The 23,629-nt window shown below is 46.2% G+C and carries 20 protein-coding genes; 13 read left to right on the top strand and 7 right to left on the bottom strand.

All coding sequences use genetic code 11. The features are described 5' to 3' along the window. Positions 1 to 28: 28 nt before the first annotated feature. The 5 genes from ABR335_RS14755 (at position 29) to celB (ending at position 5,098) form a co-directional block, all read left to right on the top strand. Complete coding sequence (locus tag ABR335_RS14755) at positions 29 to 1,879, top strand: BglG family transcription antiterminator (RefSeq protein WP_350346319.1); 1,851 nt, start codon at positions 29 to 31, stop codon at positions 1,877 to 1,879. Between the two features lie 124 nt (positions 1,880 to 2,003). Further along, positions 2,004 to 2,336, top strand: a complete 333-nt coding sequence (locus tag ABR335_RS14750; RefSeq protein WP_350346318.1) for a PTS sugar transporter subunit IIB — start codon at positions 2,004 to 2,006, stop codon at positions 2,334 to 2,336. Positions 2,337 to 2,353: 17 nt separating this feature from the next. Next, the gene (locus ABR335_RS14745; RefSeq protein WP_350346317.1) at positions 2,354 to 2,683 is read left to right on the top strand and encodes a PTS lactose/cellobiose transporter subunit IIA; all 330 of its coding nucleotides are present in this window, start codon (positions 2,354 to 2,356) and stop codon (positions 2,681 to 2,683) included. Between the two features lie 33 nt (positions 2,684 to 2,716). Next, positions 2,717 to 3,802: a DUF871 domain-containing protein gene (locus tag ABR335_RS14740; RefSeq protein ID WP_350346316.1), complete on the top strand. Its 1,086-nt coding sequence runs from the start codon at positions 2,717 to 2,719 to the stop codon at positions 3,800 to 3,802. A gap of 12 nt (positions 3,803 to 3,814) precedes the next feature. Beyond that, positions 3,815 to 5,098, top strand: coding sequence for a PTS cellobiose transporter subunit IIC (gene celB, locus ABR335_RS14735; protein WP_017550177.1), 1,284 nt, complete (start codon positions 3,815 to 3,817; stop codon positions 5,096 to 5,098). A 62-nt stretch (positions 5,099 to 5,160) separates the two neighbouring features. Here the strand turns inward: celB and ABR335_RS14730 are convergent, their stop codons facing one another. From ABR335_RS14730 to ABR335_RS14720, 3 genes are all read right to left on the bottom strand, one after another. Then, positions 5,161 to 6,573, bottom strand: a complete 1,413-nt coding sequence (locus ABR335_RS14730) for a glycoside-pentoside-hexuronide (GPH):cation symporter (RefSeq protein WP_350346315.1) — start codon at positions 6,571 to 6,573, stop codon at positions 5,161 to 5,163. Between the two features lie 282 nt (positions 6,574 to 6,855). Further along, positions 6,856 to 7,032: a hypothetical protein gene (locus ABR335_RS14725; RefSeq protein ID WP_350346314.1), complete on the bottom strand. Its 177-nt coding sequence runs from the start codon at positions 7,030 to 7,032 to the stop codon at positions 6,856 to 6,858. Positions 7,033 to 7,041: 9 nt separating this feature from the next. After that, a complete protein-coding gene (locus ABR335_RS14720; protein WP_350346313.1) occupies positions 7,042 to 8,460 on the bottom strand; it encodes an amino acid permease in 1,419 nt (472 codons plus the stop codon). Between the two features lie 478 nt (positions 8,461 to 8,938). On the opposite strand from ABR335_RS14720, the gene ABR335_RS14715 reads away from it, so the two are divergent. The 7 genes from ABR335_RS14715 (at position 8,939) to ABR335_RS14685 (ending at position 19,189) form a co-directional block, all read left to right on the top strand. Further along, positions 8,939 to 11,245 carry a helix-turn-helix domain-containing protein gene (locus ABR335_RS14715; protein WP_350346312.1) on the top strand — a complete coding sequence of 769 codons (2,307 nt, stop codon included), beginning with the start codon at positions 8,939 to 8,941 and terminating at the stop codon, positions 11,243 to 11,245. Positions 11,246 to 11,432: 187 nt separating this feature from the next. Then, the gene (locus ABR335_RS14710; protein WP_179234202.1) at positions 11,433 to 12,623 is read left to right on the top strand and encodes a glycine C-acetyltransferase; all 1,191 of its coding nucleotides are present in this window, start codon (positions 11,433 to 11,435) and stop codon (positions 12,621 to 12,623) included. 69 nt (positions 12,624 to 12,692) lie between these two features. After that, on the top strand, positions 12,693 to 13,670 hold the full coding sequence (locus ABR335_RS14705) for an L-threonine 3-dehydrogenase (RefSeq protein ID WP_014096140.1): 978 nt from the start codon (positions 12,693 to 12,695) through the stop codon (positions 13,668 to 13,670). A 377-nt stretch (positions 13,671 to 14,047) separates the two neighbouring features. Further along, positions 14,048 to 14,476, top strand: a complete 429-nt coding sequence (locus ABR335_RS14700) for a MarR family winged helix-turn-helix transcriptional regulator (RefSeq protein ID WP_017551894.1) — start codon at positions 14,048 to 14,050, stop codon at positions 14,474 to 14,476. Beyond that, positions 14,473 to 15,672: an MFS transporter gene (locus tag ABR335_RS14695; RefSeq protein ID WP_017551895.1), complete on the top strand. Its 1,200-nt coding sequence runs from the start codon at positions 14,473 to 14,475 to the stop codon at positions 15,670 to 15,672. Before ABR335_RS14700 ends, ABR335_RS14695 begins: the two co-directional genes overlap by 4 nt. A gap of 338 nt (positions 15,673 to 16,010) precedes the next feature. After that, the gene (locus ABR335_RS14690) at positions 16,011 to 16,997 is read left to right on the top strand and encodes a LacI family DNA-binding transcriptional regulator (RefSeq protein WP_017551896.1); all 987 of its coding nucleotides are present in this window, start codon (positions 16,011 to 16,013) and stop codon (positions 16,995 to 16,997) included. Positions 16,998 to 17,191: 194 nt separating this feature from the next. Further along, a complete protein-coding gene (locus tag ABR335_RS14685; protein WP_350346311.1) occupies positions 17,192 to 19,189 on the top strand; it encodes a beta-galactosidase in 1,998 nt (665 codons plus the stop codon). Between the two features lie 285 nt (positions 19,190 to 19,474). Here ABR335_RS14685 and ABR335_RS14680 read toward each other — a convergent pair whose 3' ends face one another. From ABR335_RS14680 to ABR335_RS14665, 4 genes are read right to left on the bottom strand one after another with little or no spacing between them, the layout of a single operon-like run. Further along, positions 19,475 to 20,152 (bottom strand): ABC transporter permease, encoded by a 678-nt coding sequence (locus tag ABR335_RS14680; RefSeq protein WP_035182477.1) that lies wholly within the window; start codon positions 20,150 to 20,152, stop codon positions 19,475 to 19,477. Between the two features lie 11 nt (positions 20,153 to 20,163). After that, positions 20,164 to 21,072, bottom strand: coding sequence for an osmoprotectant ABC transporter substrate-binding protein (locus ABR335_RS14675; protein WP_350346310.1), 909 nt, complete (start codon positions 21,070 to 21,072; stop codon positions 20,164 to 20,166). Positions 21,073 to 21,087: 15 nt separating this feature from the next. Beyond that, on the bottom strand, positions 21,088 to 21,741 hold the full coding sequence (locus ABR335_RS14670) for an ABC transporter permease (protein ID WP_014096131.1): 654 nt from the start codon (positions 21,739 to 21,741) through the stop codon (positions 21,088 to 21,090). 11 nt (positions 21,742 to 21,752) lie between these two features. Continuing rightward, entirely contained in the window at positions 21,753 to 22,898 is a 1,146-nt protein-coding gene (locus tag ABR335_RS14665; protein ID WP_350346309.1) for a betaine/proline/choline family ABC transporter ATP-binding protein, read from the bottom strand. 184 nt (positions 22,899 to 23,082) lie between these two features. Between ABR335_RS14665 and ABR335_RS14660 the strand changes: the two genes are divergently transcribed. Then, positions 23,083 to 23,628, top strand: coding sequence for a GbsR/MarR family transcriptional regulator (locus ABR335_RS14660; RefSeq protein ID WP_350346308.1), 546 nt, complete (start codon positions 23,083 to 23,085; stop codon positions 23,626 to 23,628). The last annotated feature ends 1 nt before the right edge of the window (position 23,629 follow it).

The following is a 23,629-nucleotide window of genomic DNA, read 5'->3' as shown; positions in this document are numbered from 1 at the left end:
ACAGGGCAGTGAAAGGGGAATAGAAGCTTTGGTTTCGAATCGGCAAAAACAAATATTATGGTTGTTACAAAAGTCAGCAGGCCCTCTGAATGCGAAGGCCATTGGGGAACGGCTGGGCATTAGCGACCGGACGGTAAGGGAGGAAATTCGGCAAATCCAACAGAAGAGCGATGCGCTTGGCGTAAAATTGAAAGTGCTCAGGGGAAAAGGATATCTCCTTGAAAAAGTGGACTATCGTCGTTTGCTCCAGTTAGAGGAAAACGGGCTTTTTGCAGAACAGGAGGAAAGGGTCAAGTACATTTTAAAGCGTTTGCTGCTGGAAAAAGATTATGTGAGGCTGGAAGATTTGGAAGCAGACCTATATGTTTCAAAGTCGACACTTCATACTGATTTGAAAAAGGTAAGAAAAATATTAAAAAAGTACGACTTAACTCTGGCTAACCGTCCGCATTACGGAACAAAAGTGGAGGGCGGTGAATTCAAAAAAAGGCTGTGCCTGGCGGATTCCATTTTTGGCTGGCAAAATAAGCCGGGTCAACAAAATACCCCGTTCAATCAGGATTTATTCCAAAAAGTAAAGCAAATCTTGATTCGCATTATTTCCAAATACCGGATACGCTTTTCCGATATAGAATTGCAAAATTTGGCAACCCATATTACCCTTGCATGCAAGAGAATCGAGGACGGGTTCACGATTGAGCCGTTGCCATTTCACTTTAAAGAATCCTACACTTTTGAAAGGAAAGTGGCAAAGGAAATTACCGGGGAAGTGGAAAAATCGGTCGGTATCCCGTTTCCCCCTGCAGAAATAGACTATATTCTCGTCCATTTACTGGGGACAAAACTGATTTCCAAGCAAGTATCCGATGAGATTGATGATATTGTTAACACCATCCTCCATAAACTAAAGACTCAGTTTCATTGGGATTTCAGCAATGACAAGGAATTCAGAAATGGGCTGACATTGCATCTGCAAACATCCTTGAACCGGATGAAATATAAGATGAATATCCGGAATCCGTTGCTGAACGAAATGAAAACCAAGTTCCCCATCGCCTTTGAAGGGGCAGTCGCTGCGGGCGAGTGCATTGAAGCGGTTATCCATAAAAAGGTGAATGAGGACGAAATCAGTTATCTTGCCATTCATATTGCCATCGCGCTTGAGCGAATGAGAAAGAAGAAGCATGTTCTTGTTGTGTGCGCGACAGGGTTGGGCAGCGCCAAAATTTTGTCCTATCAGCTGGAAAACAGATTTGCAAATGAGATGGAGATTGTGGACACGATCAGCTATTACACTCTCTCTGATTATGATTTGTCACGGGTAGACCTGATTGTCAGTACGGTCATGATTCCCGATCATTTAGAAGTGCCTGTTGTGGTGGTCAGTCACTTTTTGGAAGAGAATGATGCCATCCATATCCAACGGGAAATCGGCCGTCTGAAAGGGAATGTGCAGAAATATATGGCGCCTTCCAAAATATTTATCCATCAGGAGCTGGACAGCAAGGAGAAAGTCATTCAATTTTTATGCAAAAAACTGGTTGAACAGCATGCCGTTCCGGAAAATTATGCAACACTTGTTTTGAAAAGGGAAGCGATTGCATCCACTGCTTTTGGCAACCTGGTCGCAGTCCCGCATCCGCTTGAACCGGTTACCCACCGCACCTTTTGGACAATTTGTACACTTGCCCGGCCGATTCAGTGGGATGAAGACAAAAAAGTGCAGTTGGTTTGTTTGCTTAATGTCGGAAAAGAAGGCGGCAATCTGAATGCGATGTATAAGTATTTAACCGGGATCGTCCAAAACAAAGCAGCCGTTCAGAAGATCATCAAAAGCAACACAGTGGAAGAGTTGATACAATGCATGGAGGCGGGCTGATTGCTTTTTGCAATTGGCTTTTTTGTTTGATTTTTTCCACTTGCAAGCGGAAAAAAACCGGAATAAAAGTAAAACTTTTTCAAATTATAATGAAAGTGTCAAGAAAAGACAGGAGGAGAGCATCATGGGAGACGAAAAAATCCGGATCTTATTGGTTTGCTCGGCAGGCATGAGCACCAGCCTGCTGATGGAAAAAATGCAAAATTCCGCCCGGGACCGGGGGATCAACGCAGAAGTAATGGCCATGTCCTCAACGGAAGCGGATAAATTTTTGACAAAGGAACATGTGGATGTGCTGCTTTTGGGCCCGCAAGTCCGTTATATGAAAAAGAAATATGAAAAAACGCTGGCAAAAACGGATATTCCTTTGGCCGTCATTGACATGAAAGACTACGGAAAAATGAATGGTGAAAAAGTACTGGATACTGCGCTGCAACTTGTAAACGCCGGCAAATAAGGAAGGGGGTGTGCAATTTGGAAGAACAGCAAACAATGGATGTCGTCATGGATTTGATTGTTCACAGCGGCAATGCCAAAAGCATTGGGATGGAGGCGCTGGACGCTTCAAAGCAAGGGGACTTTCCGCTGGCCCGGCAAAAGCTGGAAGAGGCGGATGAGGAATTGCTGGTGGCCCACCAGGCTCAGACCAATCTTTTAAAACAGGAAGCATCCGGCCAAACGGTTTTCGTATCACTTCTTATGGTACACGGTCAGGATCATTTGATGAATGCCATTACCTTTTTAGATCTGGCAAGGGAACTGGTAGAAGTCTATCAAAATATGAAGGTCACGACAAAAGGATAACTGCAGCCATTTACAGAGAGGAGCGTGTGCCGTTTGGGACAAATCGGAATTTCCATTTATCCGTCGCGCAGCCGTTTTGAAGAGGACAAAGCTTATTTGGATCTGGCAAAAAAATACGGTTTTACAAGAATTTTTGCAAGTTTGCTGGAAATACAGGGGGATCAGGAAGAAATAGTTCAGAAATTTAAAAACATTATCCGTTATGGAAACACAATCGGCATGGAGACGATACTCGATATCAATCCAGGTTTGTTTGAACAATTGGGAATCCGTTACGATGATCTCGGCTTTTTTAAAGATCTTGGGGCATCCGGCATCCGTCTTGATCTGGGATTCACCGGGGCTGAAGAAGCGAAAATGACGCAAAATCCGTACGGCCTCAAGATTGAAGTCAATATGAGTTCAGGGACAAGGTATATCGATCATATTATGAGTTACAGGCCGAATACAGAAAAACTATATGCCTCCCATAATTTTTATCCGCAGAGATACTCGGGCCTTTCACAGAAACATTTTGAACAAACGACAGCCGTTTTCCGGGAATACCCTATTCATACTGCAGCGTTTGTTACTTCCCTCTACGGGGATCTCGGGCCGTGGCCGGTCCAGTCCGGCCTTTGCACATTGGAACAGCACCGCAATCTCAGCCTGCTGAACCAGGTGGCGCATTACCGCATCATGGGAACCATTGATGATATTTTGATTGGCAATGCGTATGCAACGGAAGATGAGTTGCGCGCCATGTCAGCGGTTTATTTGAATGTCCATCCTTCTTTGGAAGTGGAATTGCAGCCGAATCTGTCAAACATTGAACATCAGATTTTGCAGGAAGTTCACCAGTACCGGGGGGATTGTTCCGAATATATGATCCGTTCTTCTGTGACAAGAAGAAAATACCGGGACCACGACATCGAGCCCGGTGATACGCGCCCGATTCAACGCGGGGATCTGTTAATTTGCAATGATCGTTTTGGACAGTACAAAGGGGAGCTTCAGATTGCATTGAAAGAGATGGAGAACGAAGGAAACCGCAATGTTGTCGGCCGTGTGAAAGAAGAAGCCGTTTTCTTATTGGATTACCTGCAGCCTTGGTCCACTTTCAAATTGATCTTTTCATAGGGGGTAAAAGAGATGCTTGAGAAAATTGAGGCCATTGCCGGCGCGATTGGAAGCCAGAGACATTTACGGGCGTTGAGAGACGGAATTTTGCTCAGCATGCCGCTGATTATTATCGGTTCTTTTTTTCTCATACTGGGCAATCTGCCGATAAACGGCTACACCGATTGGTTAGCAAAGATTGAGCTAGCACCTGTCTTCAATAAAATTGTAAACGGTTCTTTCGGCCTGATGGCGATTATCGCCGTGTTCGGCATTGCCAGGAGCCTTGCCGACCATTATGAAGTCGACGGGGTAAGCGCAGGGGTTGTGGCTTTGGCCAGTTTTGTCATTGTAACGCCGGATGTGGTGGCAAAAACCGGTTCGGGCATTCCATATGCTTTTGTAGGCAGCGGCGGGTTGTTTGTTGCCATTTTAATCGGACTGATTTCGACTGAAATTTTTAGATTTTTTGTCCAAAAGAATTTTACCATTAAAATGCCTGAAGGGGTACCGGTAGCGGTTGAAAAGTCATTTGCGGCCTTAATTCCCGGGTTCATGGTCATCCTCGTTTGGAGCTTGGTCTACTTGCTGCTTGGTTTAGCCGGTGTGGACAATATTCATACTTTATTAACCGGTATTTTAGGAAAGCCGCTTGGTGCGTTGGGTAGCAGTTTATGGGGAACGTTAATCATCATTGCCTTAAACTCCCTGTTCTGGTTTGTCGGCATCCATGGGGCGAATACGATCAATCCGGTCATTCAGCCGATTTGGCTGCAGAACACGGATGCCAACCGGATTGCATTTCAGGCGGGGCATGCGCTGCCGCATATTGTAACGAATGAGTTTATGATGAATTTTGTCTGGATGGGCGGCGGCGGCACCACGATCGGCCTTGTCATTTGCCTGTGGCTGTTTGCGAGAAGCAAAAACAACAAAGCGATGGGCTCGCTTTCTGTCGCGCCGGGTGTTTTTAACATCAATGAGCCGGTACTGTTTGGGCTCCCGGTCGTACTCAACTTTAAACTGCTCATTCCTTTTGTGCTAACGCCTATGATTACTGCTGTCATCACTTATTTTTCAATGGCAACCGGCCTGGTGGCAAAACCTGCAGGCATCGTCGTTCCGTGGACAATGCCGCCTGTGATCAGCGGCTACCTCGCAACCGGAGGGAAAATCAGCGGGGCAGTCATCCAGCTCATTACCCTGGCTTTATCTGTCGGCATTTATTACCCATTCGTTCGTAGCATGGATAAGGCTGAGCTGAGAAATGAACCGGACGAACAACAGGAACCAACGACGAAGGATAGCATTGCTTAATCCATTTAAAAGGCGCTTGTCCTATTTGGCAAGCGCCTTTTAATGGAAATAAAGGAGCAGTATTATTTTGCGCTTAATTTATGCTCAAGCTGTTTTACAATTTGTGCGTGTTTTTCTTCTGTCAGCCTGATTTTGAAAAAGTAGAGCAATGCTGCAATGACGATTAAAATCATCGGGCCGAAGAAAATGAAAAGTTTAAAGGTAAACAACCCATGGCTTGAGATATCACTTGGAAGGGCATTCCCTGTCATACCAGCAAGTACGGCCGCTATCCCAACAATCCCGTTGGAAAAGGCGCCGGCGAGTTTATCAAGCAAAGGGCGTACGGCTAATGTGACAGACTCATTCCGGTTCCCATTTTTTAATTGCCCGTATTCCACACTGTCGGTAATCGTCATCAGCGCAGCCAGGAAAATCATCGGATAAGGGAAAAAGTACAGTGAAACGGCAACCAGAACAGGAATTAAATGTTGCCCGGCCGTTAAAAACAGCACATAACCACAAAGCATGAATATAATGCCGCCGGTGTAAATGGTTTTACGTTTCACCCATTTCACCATTACCGGGAACAGGGCGACAGAAATCATGCCTAAGATGGCCGTAATGACGCCGACTAAATAGTAATCACTCTGTCTTCCTAACACATATCTAAAATAGTAAATTAAAAGCGAGTTTGTAATCGTATACCCGAAAGCAAAAAGAAAATAAGAGAGTGCGAGCCACATTAACTGGTCATTTTTGCCGAGCACTTTAAAAACATCGCGAAGGCGAATCTTTTCAGTGTTTTCCCGGATCAAGTTCTTTGTTTCTTTCGTTCCCCAAATGGTGGCCATCGCCCCTAAAAAGGAGACAAGCGCAATGACAATTGCAAAACCGAGCCACCCGGCGCGTGTTTCCGTATCACCTGAGGTACCGGAAAAAATATGGGAGAAAAAAGTAACGAGCGGTACAACCGCGATGACAACGCCCTGGGCTCCTAAAGTAGAGCCAAAACGGGAAATTGTGCCGAATTTGGCCCTTTTATCCGAGTCAATCGTTATGGCCGGCAGCATCGACCAGAAAGAAATATCTTTAATAGAATAAAATACATCAAGAATCACAAAAATAATGCCAAACAGAATCAAATAAAGATACGGGCTTTTTGTTGTTAAACCGCCTAAATTGGTAAAAATAAGAATCAACGCGATAGAGCTTACAGCCGCCCCGACAAACAGCCATGGCTTAAATTTTCCGTAACGCGTTTCCGTATTGTCGATGATGCCGCCAATAAACGGATCTAACGTGATTTCGGCGATACGGATGACGACGATCATGGTGGTTACAATCCCGATCATTTTCGCCCCCAACCCCGAATGGGTGCTGTCGAAAAGCTGGCTGGTGACAAAGATCATAAAATAGGTGCTTAAAGCGCTGTAAAAAGCATCATGGCCAAAAGCCCCGAATGCATATGACAAATACTGTTTCAACTGTTTCAATCTTAACGCCTCCTACCTGGTTTAAAAAGTACATCCTGTCCGCCTGCGTAAAACTTCGAAATTTTTACTAAAAAGTAATGAGGTTTAAAACGAGATTAATAGAAAAAACCCATAAAAGCGCTAACATAAACCGCTTACAAAGTAAAGGATATGCCAATCACACGGCGATGTCAAGTGATTTTTAGTAAAGTTTTACTAAAATATGTGGCATAATTTTCTCTCCGAACCTGTTTCAAAAAGAGAAAGCCTCCTTCCAAAAGAGGCTTCCCTTTTTCAACTCTTCTATTCCCTTTTAGGATCCCCTGTAAAACGTCTGTCTCTTTTCTTATGATCGTGCGTTTCCCCGGCGTCTTCCCGGACAAATGCAAGTCCGTAGCCGGTCGGGCTGATTTCAAGTGTTTCCCGCTGGTTCTTTTTCGATGGCGGGTTCAAGTTTGGGTCAAATTGATTGGTTTCCATAAATCCTCCTTAAGTGGATTCCGGGGTTTTCTGTTCTGTACGGCTCCCCGCTTTTTTCCATACGGCATAAGCAGCTGTAATGAGCAAAAAGAAACATAAAGCGGCATAAAATCCCATCCGGAAATCGGCCACGCGTAGGCTCATCACAAACAGTACCATTATGGCAAAAAGCGAGGCATACGCGCCCGGAACGCCCCAGATCAGTTTTGATTGATACGTTTCGTGTTCACTCCGCTTTTTTCGCCAAACAAGAAATGTAATTAAATTCAACGTCCAGTTCAAAAAGGTGATATAGGACGATGCTGAAACCAAATAGTTATATAAAGCAGCAGGCAGGAGAAAGGACAGTCCGACAACGAGCAGGCAGCCCGCCCCGGCTGTCAGCCATGCGTACCGGTACAAGCCGTTTTTAGCATGTTTTAAAAACAGGTGCGGTCCTTTTTTTGCCTCTGAAAGCGAAACGATTAACTGGACAGACGTATAATAACTGGCCGCCATGACGGAAAAAGCTGCAAGCAGGATTACAATATTGAAAAAGGAAGCCGCACCACTCATGCCGATCACATCCAATGCATGAACAAAAGGTGATTTATGGACGGAGACGGTATTCCATGCAGTCAGCATTACAAGCACGAGCATCGACAACACATACAGGCCGGCCGAACCGAAGACCATGAACCCGGCTGCACGCGGAATCTGGATGCGCGGCCTTGCCACCTCCGTGGATGCCATTGCGACCGCGCTGATCCCGGAAAAAGAAAAGATGACAACCAGCATGGATTGAAGCAGCCCGGAAATGCCTTTCGGGAAAAAGGCATGCGGGCTTGAAAAAGGGTTGCGGGCCGCCATCCCGTTCTGCGTGAATAGCACCCAGGCCCCAACGGCTATAAAAGCAATGAGTGCTACCACCTTAACAACTGCCATTCCCGATTCAATCGGTCCGAAAATCTCCATATTCATGGCATTCAGCACAATAATCACGGCCATAAAAACGATTGCGAGCACGGGAAGCGGCACTTTCGGCAGCCAGTAGTGCGCAAAAACGCCCATCGCGATTGCTTCCGACCCGATCGCCAAAATACTTGAAACAAACAGCGCCCAGCCAATTAAAAAGCCGGCATACTGCCCTAGAAAATGTTCAATATAGACCCGGAAAGACCCTTGCTGCAGGCGGTTTACATTGATGCTCGTCATTGCCCCGAGTACCTGCATCATGAGAAGGCTGCCGATCAAAAAAGCAAGCGAAACGGACGGCCCCGCTTCCCTGACAGCAAGCCCCGAACCTAAAAAGTACCCGGCTCCGATCACTCCACCGATCCCAAGCCCGGCCAAACTGTACTCATTTAATTTGCCGCCCCTTTTTCTCGCCGTTTTCCGCTGGTGCTTGGACACTGCTCCGGCATTGATCGTTTTTTGAATTTTGCACACCCTCTTTATCTGCCTTTTCCGTTATCATGCGCCGCCACGGGGGGATCCATACGAAAAATCGTGTCGCTTTAGGTTTTGCCCGGCTTCTAAACCGGGGAGTAAAGAATAACCATGCGATTCGCCGGCAAACCTTCGTTCATTTCCTGGCCTTTTATGCCCGGTTGCCGGCGCTTTTTCCCGGCATAGGTTTTTTTCACCCGGCGCGGAACTTTCCAGCGTCGTATGCGGTTTCCCTGTTTTAATGAAAAATCGAGTATAATAAGGGCAAAGAGGCCGGTTTGGTTTGCACCCTTACTTTGCGGCTGAAGCCAAATATTATTTGATTTTTTAGATCGCATCCTGCAAACCGCGGCCCTTCCTGCAGCATGCTTTTTTTCATAAAAATGCGCAATGGCAGGTTCCTTTTCGCCATTCCAGCCATCAAAAACCTCGCGCTACTGCAGCCGGGGGAGCTTGAAAAACGTGAAAGGTGATATTCATGAATGATCCGTTAAAAGATTATCAAATCAATTTGCAAAATATGGAATACGACCCGCCCCATATCGGTTTGGGGATTGAGCTGCTTCTTGTCATAAAGGGTGAGCTAGAGGTGACGGTCAATCAACATGCGTGCCATTTATCGGAAAATCATCTTTTGCTTATAAACGCCAATGATATCCGTTCGATGAAGGGCAACAAGGAAAATGTGGTGTTATCGCTGCAAATCCCGCTGGAAATGATCGAGGCATATTATCCTGCCATTCATGAATGCCGGTTTGATTGTGACTCCTCCAATGAAGACAATGGGATGTATATGTTTTTTGACCAGATCCGCCAGCTGATGGCAAAAATTTTCATTGCCCACTACCAGCAGAAAGAGGGCAGTGAAATTGAGATTTACAGTATGATTTTTCAGATTGTGCTGATATTAATCCGGAATTTTAAAACCACCTATCTTGGCCGCCATGCCCACTCCAGGATCAACGATGAACGGATGAAAGAGATTCTCGCTTACATTGGGAAAAATTACCGGAAACCAATTACACTCGCGGAAATCGCCAACCGCCATTACTTGTCGCTTTACTACTTATCCCGCTATTTTAAAGAACAAGTGGGCGAAAGCTTCTCCCAATATATCAAACAGCTCCGTTTAAAATCGGCGGTGCGCGAGCTTGTTTATACGGACCACCCGATTACCCGGATTTCCCTGAATAATGGTTTTCCAAATGTAAAGGCATTCAATAAAGCTTTTAAAGAAAAATACCGGCAAACGCCCTCTGAATATCGCCGTCTTCACCAAATTGAACTTTCGGATACGGAGGAAGATTGCGGAAAGAAAAAATCTACATTGCTGACATCGCCCCAGTTTTTCATGGAAGTCAGCAAATACATTTCGGAGCGGGAAAAAAGCACGATGCTGACGGAACTGGCTGTTTCCACCGTTTATATCGCCCTGCCGCCGGAGCCTATGTTCACCAGCGAAAAAGGTGCAAAAATACTGGCAATCGGGAACCTGGAATATGCTTTACATGAAGAGGTGCAGGCGGAGTTGAGGCTCATCCAGGAGGAAATTGGATTTGACTATGTCTATTTTTCCAATCTGTTTTCGGACAGCTTTGCGATGACAACACCCCTCTATCAAATTGGCGGGCAATTTTACCAGATGGATGCCTTGTTGAATAGCTTCCAACGGCTTGGGCTTGTGCCTTTCATTCGCGTGGAGGTAGAAAAAGAAGCAGCAGACAGCGCCGGATATTTGAAGAAGCTGGATGCCTTTTTACAGCACAGCCTTCAATACTTTGGCAGTGCTTTTCTCGGAAAATGGCGGTTTGAATTGGTTTTCCGGGAGTGGGGCGGCACACAAAAAAACTTTTACCACGCCTTTTATCAAACAGTGAAGAAGCGGGCTTCTGCTGTGAAAGTGGGCCTGCATGTGCCGGTTTCTCTGGAAGCCTCTAAAGCTGCCTTTTTAAAGCAAATTTCCGGCGAGTGTGAGTTCGTTTGTTTTACCTGCAACCCAAATGAAAAAGTGGATTTTACCGATATGAATAACCGCACTTTTGAAGGTGTAAAAAGCTTCGTAAAGAAAACGTGTAAGCAATTAAAGGATCGTTTATCGTCTGCCGGTTTGGCCAAGGTGCCAATTTTTCTTACGGACTGGAATACACTTTACGGAAATACGATGGATTTAAGCGGTACTTTTTTTCGCTCGGCCCTTATTTTTAAAGAAATGCTCGATGCCATGAAAGAAATAGACGGCTTAGGATTCTGGATTGATACCCATTCCTTGGAAAAAAACAATACAGGCCGGGGCCATATTGCGATGAACGGCATTGCCCTTTTGTATTATTACCAAATCAAACGCCCTGCTTATTTTAACTTGCAGCTGATGGAAAAAATGGCGCTGCAGATTTTAGCTGAAGGGGAGGATTTTGTCATGGCAAAAGGGGAAAACGGTTACCAATTGGCCGTGTACAACCCTTCTTATATCAATCCTTCTTATTCTGTCGAAAGCTACTTTCTCCATTCTGTCACAAAGGAAAAGAAAATGGTGATTTCAGGGCTGCCGCCCGGGCGTTACCAAATCCGGAAGCATATTCTGGATCAACATCATGGGGAATTTTATACGAGTTGGATCAATTTGCAGCATCAGGATATTTACGATCCAGAAATCATCACGTTTATCAAGCAGGGAACCCACCCTGACCTGCAAATTTATGAGAAGACAGTGGACTCGGCGCTGTATTTGCAATCCACTCTGACCTTTAATGCATTTCATCTTTTCGAAATCAGGCCATTAGGTTAAAACTTAACGGCCTTTTTTTGCAATTTATCCGGCAATAACAGAAAGGAAAGGCAAATATGGAGGATACACACAGCAAAAATGGAAATGCAAGTGAAGGAAAAGTCATTTAAAATGATAAAATAAAAGCGCTTTCATTCGCGGATTGCGGAAGATAGATTGAAAAATGCATGAACGGAGGTTTTTTGTCATGTCCGGAAAAGTGTTAGAGAACATATTAACCCCGCAACTGGAGGAACTGCGTGAAAAGGGGCTGTACAACGTCATTGATACATTGGAAGGCCCCAACGGACCGGTTGTGAAAATTGACGGCAAAGAAGTAATTAACATGTCTTCAAACAATTATCTCGGGTTAGCAAACGATGAAAGGCTGGTCCAGGCAGCGATTGATGCGACAAAGCAGTACGGTGTCGGGGCCGGCGCTGTTCGAACCATTAACGGAACAATGACCATACACGAAGAGCTGGAAAAAAAGATTGCTGAATTTAAGCATACGGAAGCGGCGATCGCCTTTCAATCCGGATTTAACTGCAATATGGGTGCAATTTCAGCGGTCATGACAAAAAAGGACGCCATTCTTTCTGATGAATTGAACCATGCGTCCATTATTGACGGTTGCCGCTTGTCCGGTGCAAAAATCATCCGGGTGAAACACCAGAACATGGATGACTTGTGGCGGGCTGCAAAAGAAGCGGTTGAAAGCGGCGCCTACGAAAAAATCATGTATATTACCGATGGCGTTTTTTCCATGGACGGGGATGTCGCGAAGCTTCCGGAAATCGTGGAAATTGCCGAGACGTTCGGTTTATTGACGTATGTCGATGACGCCCATGGCTCAGGCGTAATGGGAAACGGCGCAGGAACGGTAAAGCATTTTGGCCTTTCCGATAAAATTGATTTCCAAATTGGCACCCTTTCAAAGGCGATTGGTGTTGTAGGCGGCTATGTGGCCGGCACCCGGCAACTGATTGACTGGCTGAAAGTGCGCGCCCGCCCGTTTTTGTTTTCGACAGCCATGACGCCGGGATCTGCCGCAGCCTGCATAAAGGCGATCGACATCTTAATGGATTCAACAGAGAGAGTCGACCGGCTGTGGGAAAACGCGCGGTATTTAAAAGAAGGCTTGAAAAAAATCGGGTTTAATACCGGGCAATCGGAAACCCCGATTACGCCTTGTATCATCGGCGAAGAAACGGTCACGCAGGAATTTTCGCGCCGTCTTATTGAGGAAGGGGTTTACGCCAAAGCCATCACTTATCCGACCGTGCCAAAGGGAACCGGCAGAGTGCGCAATATGCCTACTGCCGGCCATACGAAAGAAATGCTCGACCAAGTGCTTGCTGTATATCAAAAAGTCGGCGAAGCGCTGAGCGTTATCTGAAACGGCTGTGTGGCGCCCTTTCCAACAGGGGCTGGACCCATTTTCATTTTTAACGGGAGGTTGTTTGTGATGAAAAAAATACTTGTAACCGGCAGCCTGGGGCAAATCGGTACAGAATTAACGATCAGGCTCCGGGAACTTTACGGAGCAGAAAATGTCCTCGCCACGGATATCCGCCATGTGGATGACAGCCCGGTTGTAAACGATGGCCTGTATGCGACACTGGATGTCATGGACGGCGAGCGGATGCAAAAACTGGTCAATGACTATCAGATTGATACGATCATCCATTTGGCGGCGCTCCTGTCCGCAACAGCTGAGGAAAAGCCGCTTTTCGCCTGGAATTTGAATATGGGCGGTCTATTGAATGCGCTAGAGGTGGCGCGGCATTCCAACTGCCAGTTGTTCACGCCAAGCTCGATCGGCGCTTTTGGCCCGTCAACGCCGAAAGACCATACCCCCCAGGACACCATTCAGCGGCCAAATACGATGTACGGTGTTACGAAAGTAAGTGCGGAATTGCTCTGTGATTATTATTTTACAAAATTCGGCGTGGATACCCGCGGCCTCCGCTTTCCCGGCCTGATTTCCCACAAAGCGCTTCCGGGCGGCGGGACGACAGACTATGCGGTGGATATCTATTATGAAGCGTTAAAGCACCAAAAGTATACATCTTATATTGCGAAGGGCACGTATATGGATATGATGTATATGCCGGATGCGATTGATGCGATTATCAAATTAATGGAAGCGGACCCGTCTGGATTAAAACACCGAAATGCCTTTAATATAACGGCCATGAGCTTTGACCCTGAAGAAATTGCCGCTTCAATCCGAAAATATATACCGGCGTTTACGATGGATTACAAGGTTGACCCTGCCAGACAGCAAATTGCCGATTCCTGGCCAAACAGCATTGACGCCACAGCGGCCAAAGAAGAATGGGATTTCAACCCCCAATACGATTTAGACCGCATGACAAAATCGATGCTGGAAAACTTAGCGAACAAACTGGGGGTCGAGTGCAGGTTGATGGAGTCGGTTTGAGTTTTTGCCTGGTTACATGATGAAAATCACAAAGAGGATAGATGAGCAGCATCAATGCTCTATCTATCCTCTTTTTGTAACCGCCGCATGATATGGCATGTTATTTTGTTGCTTCGACACCATCAGTGGCTCGGAGGATTTTTTCAGGAACTGAACCGTAGGGTACAACCGCCCATTGACAACGATTGAATTAACCTTTATATTTAGTCTTGCGAAATGTTGCTTAGGGTAACGAAACTGTTTGTATGATGCCTGCGCTTCTGATGTGGGCGCGGGTGGATGGTGAAGGCGTGTTGATTACGAAAATGATCTCGCTGTGGCCAGTGCTTTCTAATAAGGGTCAGGGCGGATGTTCAAGAAATTGAAGGAGGTTTTGGATGCAAGGGCTGTTTTACCGCTATATACGCTTGTACCGCGTACTGATCAAGAAATTGAACGGCTTATTGGCACAGTTCGGGTTGTCCTATTCGCTCTGGCAGGTGACGTTTTATGTGCGGAATTTCGGCCCGTGCACACTTGTGGAAATTTGCAAGTATTATCAAGTTGAAAAACCGAATGTGACAAGGATTGTCCAAAAGCTGGAAGAACAGGGAATCGTAGAACAGATCCCGGGAAAAGACCGCCGTGAAAAAGTGATTCGGATGACGGAAAGAGGCGAAAACCTCTACCGGCAGTGCCGCGCGGAAATTACCGGATTGGAACAGCAGGCAATGAAGGGGATTCCGGAAGCGGAGCAAGAGATGGTATTCGAACTGCTTCCGCAAATCAGAGACAATTTAGATCACAAAGGGGAGGAAACAAATTGAGCAGGCCGAAGTTATGGACAAAGGATTTTATAATTGTTTCGACCGCGAACTTTTTTCTGTATTTTACATTTTACTTATTGATGGCGACCGTTACGATTTTTGCGACTGACCGGTTTCATGCATCACCAAGCGCGGCCGGCCTGGCATCAGGGATTTTCGTCGTCGGGGTCCTGGTTGCGCGGCTCTTTGCCGGCAAATCGATTGACCGCATCGGCAGGAAAAAGATGCTTTATGCTGGTTTTATTGCGATTATCATCATTTCATTATTTTATTTTGTGACGAATCAACTAGGTGTTTTACTGGCTGTCCGCTTTTTAAACGGCGCAGCGCTTGGGATAGCTTCAACTGCAACGGGAACCATTGTTGCCGGGATCATACCAAATGAACGCCGCGGGGAAGGCACGGGTTATTATGCATTGAGTGTGACACTTGCCGCGGCTGTCGGGCCTTTTGTCGGCATGTTCCTCATTCAGCACGCAAGTTTTAATATGGTATTTGCTTTATGCCTTGTGCTATTGGCTTTGAGCTTTATCTCCGCCCTCTTTTTAAAGATGCCGAAAGTGGTACTTTCAAAAGCGGATCTGGAAAAGATGAAGGGGCTCAAAATCAGCAATTTCTTTGAGCCGAAAGTGTTCCCAATTGCCATCATCAGTGCATTTGTCGGGCTCGGCTACTCCAGCATCCTGTCTTTTATGACTTCATATGCGAAAGAAATGAATCTTGTTGATATTTCAAGCTTTTTCTTTATTGTTTATGCTGTAACGGTGCTTGTGTCCAGGCCGTTTACGGGAAGATGGTTTGATACAAAAGGCGAGAACTTTGTCATGTATCCTTCGTTTCTTTTGTTTGCGGCAGGGCTCGTGCTGCTGAACCAGGCTGACAGCGGACTATTAATTTTATTGGCCGGAATTTTCGTCGGGCTTGGGTACGGCACTTTCTCGGCAAGCGGGCAGGCGATTGCAGTCAAAGTATCGCCGAAAAACCGGATTGGGCTTGCAACTTCAACGTTCTTTATTTTTCTTGATGCCGGTGTCGGGGTCGGGCCGTTTTTGCTCGGGCTTTTGGTTCCGTTCGCTGGTTATCACGGCTTGTACGCCATCATGGCTGTTGTCCTTGTCCTTTGCGTATTTCTTTATTATTTTGTCCATGGGAAAAAAGCTGCATCTATGCAAGGCGTGGTGGAAGAAGCAGAATAATTTGTCTGAACACAAACCCGGGGATTGCCCCCGGGTTTGTGTTTTTTAGTGACTTGCCTGGGTCAAAAGCGAAGTGAACGAGAGCGGGATAGTCCGGTGGAAAGCCAGTGCAGGATCGGCCGGCAAAGACTTGGGAAATCAAAAAAGAAGCAAGGGGCAGGCTCTTTTGATTGCGCAGCGGAAGGTTCCTGTTTTTTCATAAGATAAGTTTAAAAATATTTTATAAAAAATTTGATTATATCTAATTGTTCCGTTTACAATAAACGTAAGCGGAATATTTTTACGTAAAAATAAATAAAAATTTACATAGAGTTTTCGCAAAGGAAAAGGTGGTTATTATGGCGACAATGGCTGATATTGCTAAAATGGCGGGGGTATCCATTGCAACCGTGTCCAGAGTCCTGAATTATGACGATAAGGTCGTTGCATCTGATGAAACAAAGCGGAAAATATTTGAAGCAGCCGAAAGTCTGAACTATACAAAACATATGAACAAAAAAACTGCGAGAAAGGAAAAAATAGCAATTGTACAATGGAGCTCGCAGGAAGAAGAACTGAATGATATTTACTATATGTCCATTCGCTTAGGAGCCGAAAAATGCGCACAGGAACATGGCCTGATCATCTCTCGGATTTATGCCGAGTACGAAAAGATCCCGGGTGATGTGGAAGGAATTTTAGCCATTGGGAAATTCTCAGAACAGCAGATTCAAGTTCTTCAATCTTTTCATAAACCGATTTGCTTTGTGGACACTTATTATGAGGTGGGAAGTGCTGATCAGGTCATGATAGATTTTGAACAGGCAGTTAAAGATGTCATTGATTACTTCGTTCAACAGGGACATCAGCGGATTGGATATATCGGGTCGCTTGCTGAGGATGAAACGAATTCCGGAATTGATCCGCGCAGTCTTGAATATACCAAATATATGCAAAAGTTAGGGCTCTATCGTAAAGAAGATGTTTTCGATTTTAAAGGGAAATATGATGTTCGTGCCGGCTACCAGCAAATGATTTCTGCCATTCGGAACTTGGGGGATCATTTGCCGACAGCTTTTTTTATTGCAAATGATCCGATGGCGATCGGCAGTTTAAAGGCCCTTCATGAAAATAACATCCGGGTTCCGGAACAAGTGAGTCTGATCGGCTTTAATGACGTAAGTGTGTCCCAATATACGGTCCCCGCCTTGAGCACCGTAAAAGTGTATACCGAAGTTTTGGGCGAAGAAGGGGTGACACTGTTGCTAGAACGTATAAACAGTCGGGAAATCCCTAAAAAAGTCAGACTGGGGACAAAACTTGTTATAAGAGAAAGCAGTAAATGAAACGCTTCCCTTGCAAAATATTTACGTAAAAATTATGTAAAAAATCAGCTGAAATGTTTAAATTTTTATTGATTTTTGCGTAAAACGGTGCTAGGATGGGGTTATGAATGATACCGTTTTCACCAAAGTGGAAGAAGGATGGAAACATTGGGTGGCAGTGCACTTAAATAACGGACAACTTGGAGGAATGCGTGATGTTAAAAAAACAAGAAAAATTTTATTATGGCGGGGATTATAACCCTGAACAATGGGATGAATCTGTGTGGAAAGAAGACATGCGGCTGATGAAAAAAGCCGGCGTCAATTATGTAAGCATCAACATTTTCAGCTGGGCAAGGCTGCAGCCGGATGAAGAAACATATGATTTTTCAACGCTCGATAAAATCATGGATATGCTTGCGGAAAACGGCATCGGGGCGGATCTGGCCACTGCCACTGCGGCCCCGCCGGCATGGCTGTCGCGGAAATATCCCGATTCGCTTCCGGTTGACAAGGACGGGGCGCGCTTTCTGCCGGGGTCGCGCCAGCATTATTGCCCGAACAGCAAAGACTACGCGCGGCTTGCGGCGAAACTGGTGCGCAAAATTGCGGAACGGTACAAAAATCATCCCGCGCTTGTCATGTGGCATGTGAACAATGAGTATGGCTGCCACATTGCCGAATGCTACTGCGACAACTGCAAAAAAGTTTTTCAAACATGGCTCAAAGAAAAATACAGCACGATCGAGAACTTGAATAAAAGCTGGTCAACGGACTTCTGGAGCCAGCGTTATTATGAATGGGAAGAAATCTGTCTCCCGGGGAAAACGCCGACTTTTGCCAATCCGATGCAACAGCTTGATTACAAAGCCTTTATGGATGATTCGCTGCTTGCGCTTTATAAAATGGAACGCGATGTCCTGAAAGCATATACGCCGGATGTGCCGGTGATGACAAACTTAATGGGGCTGCACAAACCGGTGGACGGATTCCACTGGGCGAAAGAAATGGATCTTGTGACATGGGATGCCTACCCGGATCCGTTTGAGGACATCCCGTATGCGCAATTCATGGCCCATGATTTGACGCGCAGTTTGAAAAAACAGCCGTTTTTGCTAATGGAACAGGCAGCCGGCGCGGTGAACTGGCGGGCGCAAAACGCTGTGAAAGCACCGGGTGTGATGCGGCTTTGGAGTTATGAAGCGGCTGCGCACGGAGCGGATGGCATCATGTTTTTCCAATGGCGCGCATCCCAGGGCGGCGCGGAGAAATTCCATAGCGGGATGGTGCCACATTCCGGGGATGAAGAAAGCCGGAATTTCCGGGAAGTGGTGCAACTCGGTAATGAGTTGAAAAATTTGGAAAAGGTAACGGGTTCAGCATATGCAGCCGATGTTGCGATTGTTTTTGACTGGAAAAACTGGTGGGCATTGGAGCTCGATTCAAAACCTTCTTCGCTTGTAACCTATATTAAACAGCTTCTGCCGTTTTATAAGGTGCTTCATACCCGAAACATCGGTGTCGATTTTATTCACCCGGATGAGGCAATGGACCGGTATAAAGTAGTTTTTGCGCCGGCAAGTTACAGGGTGACAAAGGCATTTGCGGATAAAGTAAAAGACTATGTCGAAAAAGGCGGTTATTTTGTCAGCAATTTCTTCAGCGGCATTGCGGATGAAAACGACCGTGTGTATCTTGGCGGCTATCCGGGCGCGTACCGGGATATTCTTGGCATTTATGTTGAAGAGTTTGCGCCGATGAAAAAAGGGGCGGTGCATCAAATCCGGACCGGGTATGGCGATGCGGCTATTCGCGTGTGGGAGGAAAAGATTCACTTGAAAGGTGCCGAAGCTTTGGCCTGGTTCAAAGACGGCTATTTGGCCGGGTCGCCTGCTGTCACCGCGCATCATTACGGAAAAGGAAAAGCTTATTATATTGGGACACAGCCGGATGAGCAATATTTGTCTTCTCTTTTAAAAGACATTTTACAGGAAGCGGATGTCCGACCAGCTTTGGATGCACCTCGTGGCGTGGAAGTGGTGGTGCGCAAAAATGGAAATGAAAAATACTTGTTCCTGCTTAATCACACAGATCAGGTTCAGTTTGTGAATGCATGTGGCACGTACCTGGAACTGATTAACGGGGATACTGAATCAGAAACGGTCCGGCTCTCACCCCGGGACGTAAAAATTTTGCAGGTGGTTGAAAAATAGGGTAGCACGAAGGGGAAAGTCTGTCTTTCGTACTTACCTGCTGATGATCAGGAAAATGCTCATTTTTCGGTTGCTTTCTTGAAAAAACGGTATTTCAGAAACCGCCTGTATTTGGAAACCACTCCGGTCTTTTAAGGTGGACGAACTGCAAAGTCACCGGAGAAGGCGCTCATTTTCGAGACGTATTTTGCGATTTCCGGCAGAAACGCCGATATCTCAGGCGAACTGATTCGTCCCGGCGATACCATATCAAAAAGGATACCCCGCGTCACGCGGGGTATCCTTTTATGCTGCCTGTTCTACAGTCTGTTTGCGTGTTTTCTTTTTTACCGGGGAAAGGCGGCGTTCAATCCAGCCCATGATAAAGTCGGCAACGACAGCCATCAAGGCAGTCGGAATGGCACCGGCTAAAATAATCGATGTGCCATTTGAGACGCTGGTTCCGCGGACGATGATATCTCCGAGTCCGCCTGCGCCGACAAATGTGCCCATGGCTGCAATTCCGATCGCAACGACGAGTGCGGTCCTGAGGCCGGCCATAATGACAGACAATGCAAGTGGAAGTTCCACCATCCGCATGATCTGGAACTTTGTCATCCCCATTGCCTTGCCGGACTCAAGCAAAAATTGATCGACGCTGAGGATGCCGGTATACGTATTTTTTAAAACCGGCAAAAGCGAGTAAAGAAACAGGGCAAGCACGACCGTATTGGTGCCGAGTCCCATAACGAGCATCAACATGGACAGCATCGCCAACGACGGGACCGTTTGGATGATATTGGCAAGTGTGAGAATCCAGGCGCTTAGCTTGCGGCGGCGGGCCATGAAAATCCCGAGCGGAATCGCGACGACCGCTGCAAACAGAACACCATATGCCGACATCAGGAAATGGCGGTAAAATTGTACCCATACATAGTTGCCGTTTTCCCCGTAATAATGAAGTACGCTCCTGATCGTTTCCATGATCACCCCTCCTATTCAAAGTAATGATGTTTTTCTAGAAATTCTTTTGCCACCGTCGACGGTTCTTTCATTTCGACGTCACTTTCATAATTCAACTGCTGCATTGTTTTCGTATCAATTTTTCCAACAAGCTTTTGTAAAACTTTCCTGAGTTCAGGATGTTGTTTTAACGTGTCGTCGCGTACGACAGGGGAGGCGTCATACGGCGGGAAAAAGTGTTTGTCGTCTTTCAGCATAACGAGGTTGTATGCATTGATTCTTCCGTCGGTTGAATAGGCAAGCACAACATCCGCCTTTCCGCTTTTGACGGCTTTATAAACAAGCCCGAGTTCCATCGGGTACGTTTTTCCAAATGTAAATCCGTACGTTTTCACAAAACCGTCGTAACCGTCGCCTTTCCGTTTCAGCCAGGAGTTATCCACGCCAAGCCGCAAATCTTTTGCCACTGGTTTTAATTGGGAAACTTTTGTCAAGTGGTCTTTGTCTGCTAAGGATTTGGTAACAGTAAAGGCATAGGTGTTGGCAAATCCGAAAGAGTCGAACCATGTTTGGTGGAACCGTTTTTCAAACTGTCGTTTGACAATTTTTAACGCTTTTTCCGGGTCGGTCACCGGTTCCATGCCGAGTGCGCCTGCTAGATCCGTCCCGGTGTAGCGGACAGCGGAAATATTGATCTGCCCGCTTGTCATCGCTTTATGGAGCACAATCGAGGAACCAAGATTGTTGACCATATCGACTTTTATATTGGTATAATGTTCGATCATATCTTTTTCCATATAACCGATAATTTGTGTTTCCGTTGAGTTGGTCATGCCGATTTTTACGGACTGGCTGTCTGCGGCACTTAGGCCTGGCAGCGTACAGCCGCCCGCAAAGATGCTTAAGCAGAAAACAAGCAAGAGGGCTGCTAATTTTTTCATGTGCCGTCATCCTTTCTAAGCGGCCTGTTTTTGTTTCCGGATGCCTTTTGGAGTAGCAATCGTTTCAAGCTTTCCAAACAGGTAGTCCACGATAAGCGCCAAAATGGTTACCGGTACTGCGCCGGCCGCGATCATTTCCGGCTGGTACAAATTGAGGCCGCTGAAAATATAGTCTCCGAGGCCGCCTGCACCGATAAAAGAGGCAAGGGTTGCCCAGCCGATTAAATAAACAGTGGAAAGGCGGATACCGGCCATGATCACAGGGATGGCAAGGGGAAGTTCCAAATGGATGACTCTTTCCCATCCGGTCATCCCCATCCCGCGCCCTGCTTCCACCAGTTTCGGGTCGATCCCCTTTACGCCGGTGTACGTGTTCCGCAAGATAGGCAGGACCGAATAGAAAAACAACGCCGCAATGGCGGGAAGCTTTCCAATACCGAAAATCGGAATGAAGAAGGCTAAAATGGCAAGGCTTGGGAAAGTTTGGATAACGCCCGCAATGCCCATCACAATATTTGCTGCCCGCCGGTATTTTGTCAACCAGATGCCAAGCGGAACAGCGACAACGATGCCTAAGATGACAGCCGTGATGGAGATATAGAAATGCTGCCATGTTTTGAACAACAGTTCGCTCCAATTGGCTTCCATAAACTGCATGAAGGCTTCCATGATTTTTCCTCCTAACTGATGATTTCAGATACGGGTTCCTCTTCGCCCCAGATGGAGTCGTAAACGATATCGACAAGGCTTGCTCTCGTGACAATGCCAACAAGCCGGTGTTCATGGTCGACAACAGGCACGTATTTAATGCCCCGTTTTAAAATTTTCCGGACGGTATCGCGGATGAGGGTATCTTTTTCCACTGCGATTAAATTCGTTTCCACCATGTCTTTGACAAGAACCGGTTTCCTGCGGTTTCGGTCGATGATTTCGACATCGATATAGCCGAGGAGCACTTTCCGGCTGTCCACGACAAGCAGGGAGTCAACCCGCCGTTCTTTCATGATTTGGATGGCTTCTGTTAATGTTTTATCGCCTGTGACTGTAACGGCTTTCGGACTCATGATTTGTTCAACGGTCTGGATATTCGGCCGGGCCTGAAGCAGCCGTTCTTTGCCGATAAACGCTTCCACAAATTCGTTGGCCGGTTCGCGGAGAATTTCATCCGGCGTGCCAGTTTGGACCAGTTTGCCGTCGCGCATGATGACAATCTGGTCGGCAAGTTTAATTGCTTCATCCATGTCGTGGGTGACAAATACGATGGTTTTGCCAAGTTCCTTTTGCAGCTTTTTCAGTTCGTCCTGCAGGCTGTCGCGTGTAATCGGATCGAGCGCGCCAAACGGTTCATCCATTAAAATGAGCGGCTGGTCTGCCGCCAGTGCCCGCAAAACGCCAATACGCTGCTGCTGGCCGCCGCTCAATTCATGCGGGTAACGGTCCAAAAATTCTTCAGGCATATCTACGAGCTGGAGCAGTTCTTTGGCCCGCTCCCGTTGTTTTTCTTCAGGCCATTTCAGTAATCGCGGGACAAGAGAGATGTTTTGCTGGATTGTCATGTGGGGGAATAAACCGATTTGTTGAATCACGTACCCGATTTCTCTTCTGAGTTTGACGGGGTCCGTATTTTTGATGTTTTTGCCATTGATATAAATGGTACCCTCTGTTGGTTCAATCAACCTATTGATCATTTTCATCGTGGTCGTTTTACCGCAGCCGCTCGGGCCGATAAAAACGATAAAGCGGCCGGATTCGAATTCGAGATTCAAATCGTCCACGGCGCGTTTGCCGCCCTTATAAATTTTCGAGACGTGGTCAAACTTTAACAATTTTCGCACCTCCAGTTTGTTTTGGTTAAAGATTGGTTACAATATTAGTATAACGTAAAATTTGTAAAATGAAAAGTTTACGTATTGTACTTATTATATAGATGATATATATTGTAATTGAAGGCAATTGGTTCATCATTTTTTACAGTACTTCGGCAAAGCGGCCAAAAGGAGCATTTCTGGAATGGAAGAAAAAACGTTGGACAAAGTTGTCCGGGCGAAAGAACAATATATTGAAAAAATTGCGGACCATATTCGTGCTTTCGGCATCCCGCCAACCGTCGGGCGTGTCCTCGGCATTATCTACATAAATCACCGGCCGATGACGCTCGATGAATTGTCCCAGGCAACAGGCATGAGCAAGACAAGAATGAGCCAGGTAGTCCGCGAAATGGTCGATATGAATATCGCGGAAAAAGTGTTTGAAAAAGGGGTCCGGAAAGATCTTTACAATGTCGGCCTCGATTTTTACGACACTTTTGTTGCCATTTTTACGTCCAATTTGCGGAAAATCATTCATCGCAACAAATTCTTCGAAAAAAAATTTGCGCGTGAGTTGGCAGAACTAAAGGACAATGAAGAGCTGCCGCCGGAAATGGAGAAGCAGCTGAATCATTTTTTAAATGAGCTTTTCAATCTTGCAGAATATTACGATTGGCTTTCGCGGCTTGTCGATTTTTTTGAGAGCGGAAAAATTTTTGAATATGTACCGAAGAAAAAACAGGGATAAA

This window comes from Heyndrickxia faecalis (assembly GCF_040267745.1).
Lineage (GTDB): Bacteria > Bacillota > Bacilli > Bacillales > Bacillaceae_C > Weizmannia > Weizmannia faecalis.
Note: the sequence above shows the minus strand (reverse complement) of the source record. Positions and strands in the feature narration are given on the sequence as shown.

Coding starts and splice junctions, on each gene's coding strand:
- ABR335_RS14670 (WP_014096131.1), bottom strand. CDS start 21,741: ATGGAAGCCTTCATGCAGTTTATGGAAGCCAATTGGAGCGAACTGTTG.
- ABR335_RS14685 (WP_350346311.1), top strand. CDS start 17,192: ATGTTAAAAAAACAAGAAAAATTTTATTATGGCGGGGATTATAACCCT.
- ABR335_RS14715 (WP_350346312.1), top strand. CDS start 8,939: ATGAATGATCCGTTAAAAGATTATCAAATCAATTTGCAAAATATGGAA.
- celB (WP_017550177.1), top strand. CDS start 3,815: ATGCTTGAGAAAATTGAGGCCATTGCCGGCGCGATTGGAAGCCAGAGA.
- ABR335_RS14710 (WP_179234202.1), top strand. CDS start 11,433: ATGTCCGGAAAAGTGTTAGAGAACATATTAACCCCGCAACTGGAGGAA.
- ABR335_RS14660 (WP_350346308.1), top strand. CDS start 23,083: ATGGAAGAAAAAACGTTGGACAAAGTTGTCCGGGCGAAAGAACAATAT.
- ABR335_RS14675 (WP_350346310.1), bottom strand. CDS start 21,072: ATGAAAAAATTAGCAGCCCTCTTGCTTGTTTTCTGCTTAAGCATCTTT.
- ABR335_RS14725 (WP_350346314.1), bottom strand. CDS start 7,032: ATGGAAACCAATCAATTTGACCCAAACTTGAACCCGCCATCGAAAAAG.
- ABR335_RS14705 (WP_014096140.1), top strand. CDS start 12,693: ATGAAAAAAATACTTGTAACCGGCAGCCTGGGGCAAATCGGTACAGAA.
- ABR335_RS14700 (WP_017551894.1), top strand. CDS start 14,048: ATGCAAGGGCTGTTTTACCGCTATATACGCTTGTACCGCGTACTGATC.
- ABR335_RS14750 (WP_350346318.1), top strand. CDS start 2,004: ATGGGAGACGAAAAAATCCGGATCTTATTGGTTTGCTCGGCAGGCATG.
- ABR335_RS14680 (WP_035182477.1), bottom strand. CDS start 20,152: ATGGAAACGATCAGGAGCGTACTTCATTATTACGGGGAAAACGGCAAC.
- ABR335_RS14690 (WP_017551896.1), top strand. CDS start 16,011: ATGGCGACAATGGCTGATATTGCTAAAATGGCGGGGGTATCCATTGCA.